The sequence below is a fragment of the Kitasatospora sp. NA04385 genome, from assembly GCF_013364235.1.
Taxonomy (GTDB): domain Bacteria; phylum Actinomycetota; class Actinomycetes; order Streptomycetales; family Streptomycetaceae; genus Kitasatospora.
The window spans coordinates 6,039,774-6,053,645 of sequence record NZ_CP054919.1 but is presented as its reverse complement, the minus strand read 5'-3'; the positions used below and the strand labels follow the sequence as shown (position 1 = coordinate 6,053,645).

At 75.1% G+C, this 13,872-nt stretch carries 12 protein-coding genes and 1 pseudogene; 4 read left to right on the top strand and 9 right to left on the bottom strand.

The genetic code is table 11. From position 1 onward, the window contains the following. Nucleotides 1-69 precede the first annotated feature (69 nt). On the bottom strand, nucleotides 70-786 hold the full coding sequence (gene cmk, locus HUT16_RS26910; protein WP_176190633.1) for a (d)CMP kinase: 717 nt from the start codon (nucleotides 784-786) through the stop codon (nucleotides 70-72). Nucleotides 787-940: 154 nt separating this feature from the next. After that, entirely contained in the window at nucleotides 941-2,026 is a 1,086-nt protein-coding gene (locus HUT16_RS26905) for a prephenate dehydrogenase (protein WP_176190632.1), read from the bottom strand. Nucleotides 2,027-2,218: 192 nt separating this feature from the next. Between HUT16_RS26905 and HUT16_RS38610 the strand changes: the two are divergent. The 4 genes and pseudogenes from HUT16_RS38610 to HUT16_RS26890 form a co-directional block, all read left to right on the top strand. Next, nucleotides 2,219-3,019 (top strand): annotated as a pseudogene (locus tag HUT16_RS38610) (DUF4139 domain-containing protein); the annotation flags it as partial. Between the two features lie 352 nt (nucleotides 3,020-3,371). After that, complete coding sequence (locus HUT16_RS38605) at nucleotides 3,372-4,265, top strand: DUF4139 domain-containing protein (protein WP_254898002.1); 894 nt, start codon at nucleotides 3,372-3,374, stop codon at nucleotides 4,263-4,265. After that, the gene (locus HUT16_RS26895) at nucleotides 4,262-5,839 is read left to right on the top strand and encodes a DUF4139 domain-containing protein (protein WP_176192886.1); all 1,578 of its coding nucleotides are present in this window, start codon (nucleotides 4,262-4,264) and stop codon (nucleotides 5,837-5,839) included. The genes HUT16_RS38605 and HUT16_RS26895 overlap by 4 nt, the downstream gene beginning before the upstream one ends. Before the next feature lie 64 nt (nucleotides 5,840-5,903). Continuing rightward, nucleotides 5,904-6,266: a DUF952 domain-containing protein gene (locus HUT16_RS26890; protein ID WP_176190631.1), complete on the top strand. Its 363-nt coding sequence runs from the start codon at nucleotides 5,904-5,906 to the stop codon at nucleotides 6,264-6,266. Nucleotides 6,267-6,375: 109 nt separating this feature from the next. Here the strand turns inward: HUT16_RS26890 and HUT16_RS26885 are convergent, their stop codons facing one another. From HUT16_RS26885 to ald, 7 genes are all read right to left on the bottom strand, one after another. After that, on the bottom strand, nucleotides 6,376-7,353 hold the full coding sequence (locus tag HUT16_RS26885) for a helix-turn-helix domain-containing protein (protein ID WP_176190630.1): 978 nt from the start codon (nucleotides 7,351-7,353) through the stop codon (nucleotides 6,376-6,378). A 217-nt stretch (nucleotides 7,354-7,570) separates the two neighbouring features. After that, nucleotides 7,571-8,872: a pseudouridine synthase gene (locus HUT16_RS26880; protein ID WP_176190629.1), complete on the bottom strand. Its 1,302-nt coding sequence runs from the start codon at nucleotides 8,870-8,872 to the stop codon at nucleotides 7,571-7,573. Beyond that, nucleotides 8,872-9,468, bottom strand: a complete 597-nt coding sequence (locus HUT16_RS26875; RefSeq protein ID WP_254898374.1) for an SMC-Scp complex subunit ScpB — start codon at nucleotides 9,466-9,468, stop codon at nucleotides 8,872-8,874. Before HUT16_RS26875 ends, HUT16_RS26880 begins: the two co-directional genes overlap by 1 nt. Before the next feature lie 182 nt (nucleotides 9,469-9,650). After that, nucleotides 9,651-10,451, bottom strand: coding sequence for a ScpA family protein (locus HUT16_RS26870; RefSeq protein WP_176190627.1), 801 nt, complete (start codon nucleotides 10,449-10,451; stop codon nucleotides 9,651-9,653). Nucleotides 10,452-10,524: 73 nt separating this feature from the next. Beyond that, nucleotides 10,525-10,704: a hypothetical protein gene (locus tag HUT16_RS38600; RefSeq protein ID WP_254898001.1), complete on the bottom strand. Its 180-nt coding sequence runs from the start codon at nucleotides 10,702-10,704 to the stop codon at nucleotides 10,525-10,527. A 348-nt stretch (nucleotides 10,705-11,052) separates the two neighbouring features. Beyond that, a complete protein-coding gene (locus tag HUT16_RS26860; protein WP_099908327.1) occupies nucleotides 11,053-12,165 on the bottom strand; it encodes a ParA family protein in 1,113 nt (370 codons plus the stop codon). A gap of 399 nt (nucleotides 12,166-12,564) precedes the next feature. Beyond that, the gene (gene ald, locus HUT16_RS26855; protein ID WP_176190626.1) at nucleotides 12,565-13,680 is read right to left on the bottom strand and encodes an alanine dehydrogenase; all 1,116 of its coding nucleotides are present in this window, start codon (nucleotides 13,678-13,680) and stop codon (nucleotides 12,565-12,567) included. Between the last annotated feature and the right edge of the window lie 192 nt (nucleotides 13,681-13,872).

Here is a 13,872-nt window from a genome sequence, read left to right as displayed (position 1 = left end):
GAACCGCGCGGATCTCGCGCGGTCGGAGCGTGGTCTGTCCGTTGAGTCCGGCGGACCGTGGTCCGCCGGTCAGGCGGCGGTCAGGCCGGCCTTCTCCTCGACCAGGGCGGTGATCGTGTCGATCACCTGGTCGAGGGTGAGTTCGCTGGTGTCCACCAGCACCGCGTCGGCGGCCTGGGTCAGCGGGGCGGTCTCCCGCGAGGAGTCCGCGGCGTCCCGGCGGGCCAGGTCGGCGGCCATCGCGGTGATGGTCGCCTCGTCCACGCCCTTCGCCCGCAGCTCCGCGGCCCGGCGCGCGGACCGGGCCCGCTCGGAGGCGGTCAGGAACACCTTCACGGTGGCGTCCGGGAAGACCACCGAGCCCATGTCCCGGCCCTCGGCGACGATGCCCCGCTCGGCGTGCGAGGCGCAGCCGCGCTGGAGCTCCACCAGCCGCGCCCGCACGGCCGGAACGGCCGCCACGGCGCTCACCTTGCCGGTCACCTCGGGCCCGCGGATCGGCCCGGACACGTCCTGCCCGTCCACCGTTATGGTCGGCCCGGCGGCGTCCGTCCCGGACACGATCACCGGCTTGCCGCAGGCGATGGCCACCGCCTCGGCGTCCTCGACGTCCACCTCGTTGGCGAGCATCCACCAGGTCATCGCCCGGTACATCGCGCCCGTGTCCAGGAAGCTCAACCCCAGCCGCGCGGCCACCGCCCGCGAAACGGTCGACTTCCCGGACCCCGAAGGTCCGTCGATCGCGACGACGACCGGGCCGCTCGACGCTCGGTCGGCACTCTCCACGGGACGAACCTCTCTCTCACGGCACACACACTCACCCCCAAGGTTAATGGACTCCCACCCACCCCCGCCCCGACCACCCGTCCCAGCCCCGCGCAGCGGCCGCCCCGCCTACTCCCGAACCCCCCACGCCGCCTACTCCCGCCCCCCGCCCCGCCTACTCCCGAACCCCCCACCCGCGCCCGCGCAGCCCCTCCACCAGCGTCCGCACCATCGCCGGTGCGATGGCCAGCTGGACGTGGCCGACCTGCTGGCCGGTCGAGTGCTCGATCGTCACGTCCTCGATGTTCACCCCGAGGGCACCGACCTCGCCGAAGAGGCGGCCGAGCTCGCCGGGCTGGTCGCCGAGGACGACGGTGACCGTCTCGTAGCGGGTGGGCGGTGCGCCGTGCTTGCCCGGGATGCGGGCCTGGCCGGTGTTGCCGCGGCGCATGACCGCCTCGATGCCGGCCGCGCCCGCGCGCCGCTCGCCCTCGTCGGCCGCCTGCAGGGCCCGCAGCGCGGTGACGGTCTCGGCGAGGTCCACCGCGAGGTCGTCCAGGACGTCGGCGACGACGCCCGCGTTCGCGGAGAGGATGTCGATCCACATCGCGGGGTTGGAGGCGGCGATCCGGGTGACGTCGCGCACGCCCTGCCCGGAGAGCCGGACGGCGGTCTCCTCGGCGTGCTCCAGCCGCGCGGCGACCAGCGAGGAGAGCAGTTGCGGGGCGTGCGAGACCAGCGCCACGGCCCGGTCGTGCTCGGCGGCGTCCATGACGATGGGCATCGCCCCGCACAGCGCGACGAGTTCGAGCGCGGCGTTGAGCGTCTCGGTGTCGGTGTCGGCGGTGGGCGTGAGCACCCACGGCCGACCCTCGAACAGGTCGGCGGTGGCGGCGAGCGGGCCGGAGCGCTCGCGGCCGGCCATCGGGTGCGAGCCGATGTAGTGGACGGTGTCGAGCCCGAGCGCGGTGATCTCGCCGCGCGGTCCGGCCTTGACGCTGGCGACGTCGGTGTAGCAGCGGGCGAGGCCGCGCCGCTGGCAGTCCGCGAGGACCTTGCCGACCAGCGCCGGGGGGACGGCGATGACCGCCAGGTCGACGGGGCCGTCGGGGAGTTCGGTGGTGCCCGCGCCGAGCGAGGCGGCCGTGCGGGCGGCGTCCTGGTCGGCGTCCGCCAGGTGGACGCTTATGCCGCGGCGGGTGAGGGCGAGCGCGGCGGAGGTGCCGATCAGTCCGGTGCCGATGACGGCGGCTGTGCGCATGGCGGCTTCTCGTCTCCCGGGTGCGGTGCACGTCTGTCGTGCCCATCCTCTCGTACGGCCGCGCGCCCCCGCATACCGCCCCGGCCCGGTCCGCGGGCCGACTCGCAGCGGAAATCCGGGTGCCGTGACGGGGGTTGGGTGCAGACTGGGCGCCCGGGTCCGGGGAGCGGGCCAGGCGGCTAAGGGGGCCAGGTGGCGGGGCAGCGGGCGGTGTGGGAGTCGAGGCTGGACTCGGTGGTGGTGCACGCGGTGGGCGCGGTGTGCCGGCGCCGGGCGTCGGGCGTGCTGCCGGCGGACGGCCGGGTGCGGGTGGCGGGGCTGCCGCGGCTGGCCGCGGCGGGTTCGCTGCGGGTGCGGGTGCTGTCGGGCGGCGGCCGGGTCGCCGAGGCCCGGATGGGCCATCCGGCGCGGGTCCGCACCGAAGACGAACTTCCCTCCTGGGAAAGCGAGTTGGCCGAGCTGCGGAGCGGGGTGGAGCTGCTGGAGGAGCGCCGGTCCCGGCTGGCCGAGCGGATCGCCGAGGTCTCGGCGCTGCGCGCGGTGCCGCCGCAGCGCCGCCGGGACGAGGGGCACCGGCGGGCCCCGGCGGACGCGGTGCTGGCGCTGGCGGACTTCGTGGACGCCCGGCTGGAGGTGCTGCAGGAGCGGGCGGTGGAGCTGGAGCAGGAGCTGCGGTCGGCGGAGCACGCCTTCCGGGTGGCGGCGGAGCGGGTGCGGGCCGGTTCGAACGCCGAGCAGCCGGGGGGCGTGGAGCGCGGCGCGTGCGCGGACCTGGTGGTGCGCGGCGAGGGCCCGGTGGAGCTGGAGGTGGAGTACACGGTGCCGGGCGCGGTGTGGGTGCCGACGTACCGGCTGGCGCACCGCCGGGGCGAGCGTTCGGCCCGGCTGGTGCTGCGGGCGTCGGTGGCGCAGCGGACGGGCGAGGACTGGTCGGGGGTGCGGTTGGCGCTGTCGACGGCGAGCCTGACGGGCCCGGGCGGGCTGCCGGAGCTGGCGTCGCTGCGGATCGGCCGCCGGCAGGCGGTGCCCGCGCCGTCGGGGTGGCGGGCGCAGCCGGCCGGCCTGTCGGGGCTGTTCGACGGCTGGCAGGACGCGCAGCGGTCGAAACCGGAGCCGCCCGGCCTGCCGGTGGCGGTGTCGGCGGCGCGGCCGGTGCCCCGCCGAAGCCGTCCGCCCGGGCGGCCCGGCCGGGCGGGGACGTCCGGTGGGCGGCGCGGGCGCGGGCTCGCCCTTCGTCCCGCAGGCCCCGCCGATGCCGGCCGCACCGGTCGCCCCGGCCGCGCCGGTGCCGATGCCGTTGGCGTCGGCCGCTCCCCCGCCGCCCCCGCCGGGTGCGGGGGCGCCCATGGCGTACGGTTCGGCCGATTTCCGGGGCGCCCCGCCGGTGGCGGCCGAGCCGCCGCTGCCGCCGGACCCGCGGCCCTCCGCGGACCAGCTGGACTACGCCTCGCTGGTGCTGGCGGGCCCGGAGCAGGAGTCGCCGCGCCGGGGCCGGCTGTTCCCGGAGCCGTCGCCGTCCCGGCCGGGCGGCGCGCTGCGCGGGGCGGAGGAGGTGGGCCTGCTGCCGCTGCCGCGGTACGGGTCGTGGCCGCGGGTGTCGGCGGGCTCGTTCGACCACCGTTTCGACGCGCAGGCCCCGGCGACCGTCCCCGCGGACGGGGTGTGGCACACGGTCGCGGTGGCGGAGCTGCCGGTGGGGGTGCGCACCGGCTACGTGTGCGTGCCCTCGGTGGAGGAGGCGGTGTACGGGGTGCTGGAGCTGTCGAACGCGACGGCGCACGCGCTGCTGGCCGGCCCGGTGGAGGTGTCGGTGGACGGCGAATTCCTGCTGACGGCGGGGCTGCCGACGCTGGCGCCGGGCGGGGTGCGGGAGTTGGGCCTGGGCCGGGCGGAGGAGGTCCGGGTGGCCCGGCGCACGGAGCTGCGGGAGTCGACGTCGGGGGTGCTGAACTCGACGACGGTGCTGGAGCACGGCGTGCGGATCGAGCTGGTGAACCGGCTGCCGCACGAGGCGTCGGTGGAGGTCCGCGAGCGGGTGCCGGTGCCGGGCGACCCGGAGGTGCGGGTCGAGGAGCGGCCGGGCTGGTCGGCGCCCGCGGAGCCGTCCGAGGGGCTGCCCTCCTCGGCGCGGATCCGCCGGGTGGTGGTGCCGCCGGGGGGCTCGGTGGAGCTGACGGGCGGTTATGTGATCCGTATCCCGGCCGGTAGGGCCGTGGTCGGCGGGAACCGGAGGAGCTGAACGTGTACGAGGAGACGATCGCCCTTCCGGTGACCGCGGTGACGTGCCTGGAGGACCGGGCGCAGCTGGAGCGGACGGCGGAGCTGGAGCTGGCGCCGGGCGCGCACCGGCTGCGGCTGGGCCCGGTGACCGCGCTGGCGGTGGACCGTTCGCTGCACGCCGCGGTGCTGGACGGGCGGGGCGGGCCGACCGGCGCGGCGAAGGTGCTGGACGTGCGGCTGGTGCGGTCCTGGCAGCCGCCGGCGCCGGTGCCGCCGGGGCCGGACGATTCGGAGCTGCGCCGCCGGGTGCACTCCCTGGAGCGCGAGCACCTGGCCGAGTCGCACCGCCAGGAGCGGTTGCAGGCCCGGCTGGCGCTGCTCGGGCAGCTCGCGGCGGACCTGCTGCGGGAGATCGGCGAGGGCGCGGGCTGCGGCGAGCTGGAGCAGGCCCGCTGGTCGCGCGAGCTGGACCGGGTGGACGCGGAGCGCGAGTCGTACGGCGAGCGGTTGCGCGCCTCGCGGGTGCGCTCGGTGGAGCTGGCCGCCGAGCTGGCCCGGGCCGAGGAGGCGCTGGAGCTGGCGGAGCGGGAGCCGGCCGAGCTGCTGGCGTTCGTGGAACTGTCGGTGGAGTGCGCCGAGCCGGGCCGGTTCCTGGTCCGGGTGGGGCACCTGACGGCGTGCGCGCTGTGGCGTCCGGCGTACCGGGCCGAGCTGGTGGGCGGCACGCTGCGGCTGGAGAGCGACGCGGTGGTGTGGCAGCGCACCGGCGAGGACTGGTCGGGGGTGCGGCTGACGCTGTCGACGGCGCGTTCGGCGCTGGCGGGCGATCCGCCGGGGCTGGTCGAGGACCGGCTGGTGCTGCGGGAGCGCTCGGCGCAGGAGAAGAAGACCGTGGAGGTGGAGCTGCGCGAGCAGGCGGTCTCCGACGCGGGGCCGCTGGAGCCGGGCCTGCCGGGGGTGGACGACGGCGGCGAGGTGCGGGTGCTGCGGGTCGGGGACCCGGTGTCGGTGCCGTCCGACGGGCGGGCGCACCGGGTGCCGGTGAGCGCGTTCGAGACGGCGGCGCGCAGCGAGTTCGCGGCGGCGCCGGAGCTGTCGGAGGCGGTGACCGAGGTGGTGTCGTTCCGCAACGCCTCGGGGCACGCGCTGCTGGCCGGCCCGGTGGACCTGGTGCGCGGTTCGGGCTACACCGGCCGGGGCGCGCTGGAGTTCGCGGCGGCGGGCGCGCCGGTGCGCCTGGCGTTCGGCTCCTCGGACGGGCTGCGGGTGGTCCGGGAGGCCGACGAGCGCCGCGAGGGCGCGGGCCTGGGCGGGCAGCGGACCCTGGTGACCCGCACCGTGCGGCTGCACCTGTCGCGCTTCTCCGGCCCGGACGAGCAGGCCGAGCGGGTGGTGGTGCTGCGCGAGCGGATCCCGGTCTCGGAGGTGTCGGAGGTCCAGGTGCGGCTGCGCAAGGAGCACTGTTCGCCGCCGCCGGACGAGCTGGACGCGGAGGGCATCGCCCGCTGGGAGGTGCCGCTGCCACCGGGCGGCCGGCGGACGGTGACGCTGGTGTACGAGATCGCGGCGACGGCGAAGGTGTCGGGGCTGTGAGCCGGGCCCGTCCCGGCCGCGCGGGGCACCGCGCGGCCCGGCCCGCCGGGGGTACAAAAGACTCATGATCTACCACCTCGCCCCGCTGGACGACTGGCTGCGCGACCCGGGCCGGCCGTACACCGCCGCGTCGCTGCTGACCGAGGGCTTCCTGCACTGCTCGCCGGACGAGCCGACGGCGCTGGCGGTGGCCAACGCGTTCTTCCGGGACGTGCCGGAGCCGCTGATGGCGCTGCTGATCGAGGAGCGGCTGGTCGAGCCGATGGTGAAGTGGGAGGCGGCCACCGGCGGGCCGCCCCCGGGGGCCACCGAGGGGGCGCTGTTCCCGCACATCTACGGCCGGCTCAACCGGACGGCGGTGCTCGGCCTGGAGAAGCTGGAGCGCGGCCCGGACGGCCGCTGGGCGGCGCTGAGCCCCTGGAGCTGAGCGGGAGGCCCGGCGGGCCGGAACGGGCCGCTCCGGCCCCTTGGCGGCCCCTTGACGTCCCGTCAGGGCCCCTCGGGGCCCGTCGGGGGCGGCCTGCGGGCCGGCCGGGTCAGAGCCAGCCGCGCTCGCGGGCCGCCATGCCGGCCTGGAAGCGGGTGGTGGCGCCGAGTTCGCGCATCAGGCCCTGCAGGCGGCGCTGGGTGGTGCGGGCGCTCCAGCCCAGCGAGCGGGCGATCGACTCGTCGGTGAGGCCGGCCGCGAGCAGGCCGAGCAGCTTGAGGTGGTCGGCCTCCGGGCCGGGGCCCTCGCCGTCGCCGAGCACGGTCTGCAGCGGCACGGCCCGCTCCCACTCGGCCTCGAACAGCGCGTCCAGGGCCTGCAGCAGCGCGGAGGGGTGGATCACGTAGGCGGCGTCCAGCACGCTGTCGCCGACGCTGATCGGGATGATCGCCATCTTGTCGTCGGCCATCATCATCTTCATCGGCAGCACCGGGCGGACCCGGGCCTCCTCGCCGTCCTCGACGCCGGTGAGGATCTCCTGCTCCAGCCGTCCGGGCCAGGCGATCGCCTCCTTGTCGAAGACGGTGCGGATCCGCACCCCCGACTTGAGCTTGGCCCGCTGCCGGGGCTGCTCCACCGTCGGGTCCTGCACGTACGGCGGGCAGTCGAAGCCGCGGATCTGGTACTGGCTGGACTCGATCAGGTGCTCCAGCCGCTGGGCGATCGCCTCGCCGCCGGTGAGCACCTCCACCGAGTGCGCCGGGTCGGTGTACCGGGAGGCCTCCCGGAAGGCGTCCATCAGCCGGTGCATCTCGGCGCGGGCGGAGCGCAGTTCGGCCTCGCGGTGGCCGATCAGGGTGCCGATGGCGACGTCGGGGGCGACCGACAGGTAGCGCTCGCGGTCGACCGGGGCGCGGGTGGCCATGCCCTGCTCGGCGAGCCGGTCCAGGGCCTCGCGGCACTGTTCCAGGGTCAGGCCGCAGTGCTCGGCCAGCTCCTCGGCGGTGGACTGCGGCGCGACGACCAGCGCGGCGTACACCTGGCCGTCGGGGCGGCCGAGGCCCAGCACGGTGAATGCGTCCAGCATGGTGGTGGTTCCTTCCCCCGCCGCCCTGTGGCCTGACGCGGTGGCGCACTTCCGCCACGCGTCGGGGCGAACTTCGGTGGCAATCTTCTGCCACCGGGCGGAACGATAGCAAGGGCGTGCGGTGCGCCTCACATGTCAAGGGCCCGCCGCGTCCGTCCGCACACGCACCGGAGCCCGCCCGCCGTGGTCACGGCGGGCGGGCTCCGGTGGTCGGCCGCTACAGGCCGACCTCGCGCATCAGGGTGCCGACCTCGGGGTTGGTCAGGCGGCGCAGCCAGCCGGACTTCTGGTCGCCCAGCGAGATCGGGCCGAACGCGGTGCGCACCAGCTTCTCGACCGGGAAGCCGACCTCGGCCAGCAGGCGGCGCACGATGTGCTTGCGGCCCTCGTGCAGGGTCACCTCGACCAGGTAGTTCTTGCCGAGGTTGGAGACCACCTTGAAGCTGTCGGCGCGGGCCCAGCCGTCCTCCAGCTCGACGCCCTTGGCCAGGGTCTTGCCGAGGTCGCGCGGCAACGGGCCCTGGATCGCGGCCAGGTAGGTCTTGGTGACGCCGTACTTGGGGTGGGTGAGGCGGTGGGCCAGCTCGCCGTGGTTGGTGAGCAGGATGAGGCCCTCGGTCTCGGTGTCCAGGCGGCCGACGTGGAACAGCCGGGTCTCCCGGTTGGTCACGTAGTCGCCCAGGCACTGCCGGCCCTCGGGGTCCTCCATGGTGGAGACCACGCCGGCCGGCTTGTTGAGCGCGAAGAACAGGTAGGACTGGGTGGCGACGGTCAGGCCGTCCACCTTGATCTCGTCCTTCACCGGGTCGACCCGGCGGCCCTGCTCCAGCACGGTCTGGCCGTTGACGTCGACCCGGCCCTGCGCGATCAGCTCCTCGCAGGCCCGGCGGCTGCCCATGCCGGCCCGCGCGAGCACCTTCTGCAGGCGCTCGCCGTCCTCGCCGACCTCCTTGTCGGGGCCCTCGTGCCGGGCCAGCACCCGGTCCTCGATCCGGCCCTGGAGCTCCCGGGAGCGCTGCGGCTGGCGCCGCGGGTCGCCGGGCGCGCCCTGCCCCTCCCGGCGCGGCCGGGGCGCCGCCCCGGGCTTGCGGGAGTCGTACGCCCCGCGCCCGGGCGTCGCGTTCGGGCCGCCGCCGTACTCGGGGCGGTCGTACCTGCGCTCCTCCGGACGCGGCTGCCGGCGCTCCTCGCGCCGCTCGCCGCCCCGGCCGTACGAGCCCGCGCCGGAGCCGGAGCCCGCCCCGCCGCGGCCCGAGCCGCCGCCGTACGAGGAGCCCGAGCCCGAGCCGCCGCGCCCGCCGCCGTACGAGGAGCCCGAGCCCGAGCCCGAGCCGCCGCCGTACGAGCCGGAGCCGCCGCGCGAGGACTGCCCGCCGCGGCCGCCCTGCTGGCCGCCACCGCCGCCGTAGGACGACGATCCGCCCCGGCCCCCGCCCTGCTGGCCGCCTCGGCCGCCCTGCCCACCCCGGCCCTGGCCGCCGCTGTTCCTGCCGTTGCCACCGTTGCCACTGCTACGCATCAAAATGTCCGTACGTCGATATCCGTCTGGTCGGCCTGGTTCGGCCTCGGCCCTTCCTGTGCGGCGGCGACCGCCTGCGCGATCATCGTGCCCTCCAGGGACTCCGCTTCCACGTCGTCGACCTCGGGCAGGAAGGGCGCGAGCTCCGGCAGCTCGTCCAGGCCGCGCAGCCCCATCCGTTCCAGGAAGTAGTTCGTCGTCCGATACAGGATCGCTCCGGTCTCGGGCTCGGTGCCGGCTTCTTCGACCAGTCCTCGCTGTACCAGGGTACGCATCACGCCGTCGCAGTTCACACCACGGACGGCGGAAACCCTCCCGCGCGACACCGGCTGCCGGTACGCGACCACCGCCAGCGCCTCCAGCGCGGCCTGCGTCAGCCGGGCCTGCTGCCCGTCCAGGACGAACCGCTCGACCGCCGCCGAGCACTCCGCGCGGCTGTAGAACCGCCACCCGCCGGCCACCTGCCGCAGCTCGAAGCCGCGCCCCTGCGCGGTGTACTCGCCCGCCAACTCCCGCAGCACCGAGGCCACTTCGTCCTTCGAGGCGTCCAGCAGCCCGGCCAGCCTGGCCTCCGCGACCGGCTCGTCGGCGACCATCAGCACCGCCTCCAGGGCGGCCCGCAGCGGCACGCCGCCGGGCCGCTGCGGCTCGCCGTCCGGCAGCGCCGGGACGCGTTCCACCGGCTCGACGCGCGCGCCGTCCGGGTACGCCGGCTCCTGCCACTCGCCGGGCCGGGGGGTGCCCGGCAGGCCCAGGGACCGCCGCGCGGGCCGCTCCGTCATGCCGTACCGCCTTCCCCGCCGCCCGCCGGGCGGTCGAACTCGTCGGTCACCTCGACCTGCCGCCCGGCCCCGGCGATCCAGCGCACCAGCAGCTCCTCCAGGGGCTGCGGCTGCTCGAAGTCCAGCGCCCTCTCCCGGTACAGCTCCAGCAGCGCCAGGAACCGGGCCACCACCACCAGCGTGCTCTCCGCGTCCGCGGCCAACTGCCCGAAGGTGGCCGCGCCGAGCGCGCCGAGCCGCTCCGCCACCAGCGCGGCCTGCTCGCGCACGCTCACCGGCGGCACGTGGATGTGGTCCACGTACACCGTCGGCCTCGGCTTGGGCGCGAACGCCTTCGCGGCGAGCCGGGCGAACCGCTCCGGGCCGACCGTCAGCACCACCTCGGGCAGCAGCAGCGCGTGCTGCGGCTCCAGCGCGACCGTCCGCGGCCGGCGCAGCGCCTCGGCCTCCCAGCGCTCCGCGAACAGCGCCGCGACCTTCTTGTACGCCCGGTACTGGAGCAGCCGCGCGAACAGCAGGTCGCGCGCCTCCAGCAGGGCGAGGTCCTCCTCGTCCTCGACCTCGGCGACCGGCAGCAGCCGGGCCGCCTTGAGGTCCAGCAGGGTGGCCGCGACCACCAGGAACTCGGTGGCCGCGTCCAGGTCCCACTCCGGGCCCATCGCCCTGATGTGGGCGACGAACTCGTCGGTGACCTTCGACAGCGCCACCTCGGTGACGTCCAGCTTGTGCTTGGCGATCAGCCCGAGCAGCAGGTCGAACGGCCCCTCGAAGTTCTCCAACCGGACCTGGAACGCCATAACGGAACATTCTGGCAGAACGCCGGGCGAACCCGGGCGCGCGCGGGGCCGCGCGCCCCGCCCGGCCCGGCCCTCAGCGGCCGCGCAGCCTGCGCACGAGGATCGAGGCCTCGCCGCGCTGCTCCAGGTCCGCCAGGACCACCGAGATGGCCTCCCGGACGACCCGGCCGCGGTCCACCGCGAGGCCGTGCTCGCCGCGCAGCACCAGGCGGGCGTGCTCCAGGTCCATCAGTTCCTCGGCGGACACGTACACGGTGATCTTCTCGTCGTGCCGCTCCCGGCCGGAGGGCCGCCGGGCTCGTCCGCGCCCGCGCACCGTCGCCGGGCCCGTCCGGCGGGCCTCCGCGGGGTCCTCCGCGCGCCCGCGGGGCCGCCGGAGCGGCTTCCGGTCTGGCGGCGGGCACCTCCGCGGTGCGCGGCGCCGGGGCGGCGCCCTGGCCGTCCCCGGGGCTCTCCTGCCCCGCCGCGGCGGAGCCGTTCGCGGAGCCGTTGGCCGGACCGTTCGCGGAGCCGGGGCCGGAGCCGTTGCCGTTGCGTGCGAGCGAGGGCGACAGGGCCATTCCGCCGGTTGCCCGGAACAGTTCGTCGGCCCCCGGAAGGCTCACTCGGCGGGGCGGCACCGGTCGAGCACCTCCCTGGCGAGCTGGCGGTAGGCGGCGGCGCCGACCGAGTTCGTGGCGTAGGTGGTGATCGGCTCGCCGGCCACGGTGGTCTCGGGGAACCGGACGGTCCGCCCGATGACGGTGTGGAAGACGTGCTCGCCGAACGCCTCGACGACCCGGGCCAGCACCTCGCGCGAGTGCACCGTGCGGGAGTCGTACATGGTGGCCAGGATGCCGTCCAGCCGCAGGTCGGGGTTGAGCCGCTCGCAGACCTTCTCGATGGTCTCGGTGAGCAGCGCGACGCCGCGCAGCGCGAAGAACTCGCACTCCAGCGGGACGATGACGCTGTGCGCGGCGGTCAGGGCGTTGACCGTCAGCAGGCCCAGCGAGGGCTGGCAGTCGATGATGACGTAGTCGTAGTCGGGCAGCAGCGGCTTGAGCGCGCGGGCCAGCGCCGACTCCCGGGCGACCTCGCTGACCAGCTGCACCTCGGCGGCCGACAGGTCGATGTTGGACGGCAGCAGGTCCATGCCGGGGATGGCGGTCTTCAGCAGCACCTCGTCGGCCGTCAGGCCCCGCTCCATGAGCAGGTTGTAGACGGTGACGTCCAGCTCCATCGGGTTGACGCCGAGGCCGACCGAGAGCGCGCCCTGCGGGTCGAAGTCCACCAGCAGGACCCGGCGGCCGTACTCGGCGAGCGCCGCGCCCAGGTTGATGGTGGAGGTGGTCTTGCCGACGCCGCCCTTCTGGTTGCACATCGCGATGATCTGCGCGGGGCCGTGCTCGGCGAGCGGCGCGGGGATCGGGAAGTACGGCAGCGGCCGGCCGGTCGGGCCGACCCGTTCGCGGCGCTGGCGGGCCGCGTCGGGGGCCAGCGTGGCGGCGTACTCGGGGTCGGGCTCGTACTCGGCGTCCGGGTCGTCGTAGGGCCCGTAGCCGAGCTCGTTGTAGGCCAGCCCGTACGCCGCGAAGTCGGCGTCGTAGTCGGTGGCGGCTGCCGCCGCGCTCTGGCGGGCCTCGAAGGTGCGGACCGCGACCGAGCCGACCTCCTGCGCGCCCACCGTGGCCTGCCGGGCTTCCTCGTTCGGCTGCCCGGCGGAGAGCTCCGCCAGTCCTGGCTGACCACCCCCGGGAGCAAATGTCGACTCATTCACAAGTCGTCTTACCTCCTTGGACGTCCAGGACTCTATGTCGATTCGTCAGCGTGGCAGCATGCCAACGGTTTGCGACTCTAGGCCGTTTCGGGCATTGGCAGCAACACAATCCACGGTAGTGGGCCGCTTGTGTCGGCCGTTCACCCACCCCGTGTCAAGACACGACCCTAACGTTTCCGCGCGGTCGCCGGGCCGTGAGGGCCCGTCAGGTGTCCTTGTCGACAGAGCGGGTGACAAACCGCACCGGAATTGACCGCCGGCGGTCACCCGGGGGCCGACCGCCCGCCCGCGCGGGCATGCCGAAGCCCCCGGCGCGGAGGGGAAGGACGGCCGGGGGCGACAGCGGGTGAGGGGGGGTCAGGCGAGCACGCTCTCCAGCGACACCGACTCCAGGCCGAAGGCCTCGGCGACGGCGGGGAAGGTGATCTGGCCCTCGTGCACGTTCAGGCCCTTGGCCAGCGCGGCGTCGCGGCGCAGCGCCTCCTTCCACCCGCGGTTGGCCAGCTCGACCACGTACGGCAGGGTCGCGTTGGTGAGCGCGTAGGTGGAGGTGTTCGGGACGGCGCCCGGCATGTTGGCCACGCAGTAGAAGACCGAGTCGTGGACCTGGAAGGTCGGCTCGGCGTGCGTGGTGGGGTGCGAGTCCTCGAAGCAGCCGCCCTGGTCGATGGCGATGTCGACGAGCACGGAGCCCGGCTTCATCTTCGCGACCAGCTCGTTGGTGACCAGCTTGGGGGCCTTGGCACCCGGGATCAGCACGGCGCCGATCACCAGGTCGGCCTCGACGACGGCCTTCTCCAGCTCGAAGGAGTTGGAGACGATCGCCTTGACCTTGGTGCCGAAGACCTTGTCGGCCTCGCGCAGCTTGTTGATGTCGCGGTCGAGCAGGGTCACGTCGTAGCCCATGCCGATGGCGATGGTGGCCGCGTGCCAGCCGGAGACGCCGCCGCCGATGACGACCGCCTTGGCCGGGTGGGTGCCGGGCACGCCGCCGGGCAGCACGCCGCGGCCGCCCGCCGGGCGCATCAGGTGGTAGGAGCCGACCTGCGGGGCCAGCCGGCCCGCGACCTCGGACATCGGGGCGAGCAGCGGCAGCCCGCCGCCCGGCAGCTGCACCGTCTCGTAGGCGATCGCGGTGGTGCCAGAGGCGACCAGCGCGTCGGTGCCGGCCCGGTCGGCGGCCAGGTGCAGGTAGGTGAAGAGGGTCTGGCCCTTGCGCAGGCGGTGGTACTCCTGCGCGATGGGCTCCTTCACCTTGAGGATCATGTCGGCCGCGGCCCACACCTCGTCGGCGGTGGGGAGGATGGTCGCACCGGCGGCGACGTACTCCTCGTTGGGGATCGAGGAGCCGACACCGGCGTTGTCCTCGATGACGACCTCGTGTCCGTTGCGGACCAGCTCATGCACGCCGGCGGGCGTGATGGCCACGCGGTACTCGTGGTTCTTGACCTCGCGGGGGATGCCGACCTTCACGGCTAACACGTCCTCTTGCCATGGGGAAATACCTACCGGGGAAGACCGGCGGCGACGCACACGGAGGGCACAACGGACAGGCCGGTGCATAGATCTATGCGCGACTGAGTTCGAGTGTAATGAAGCCAAGTCGGCGTGTCAGCCTTCCAAAGTGACCAAATCAGTCGGACTCATTGGCAGGTTCGTAGGCTT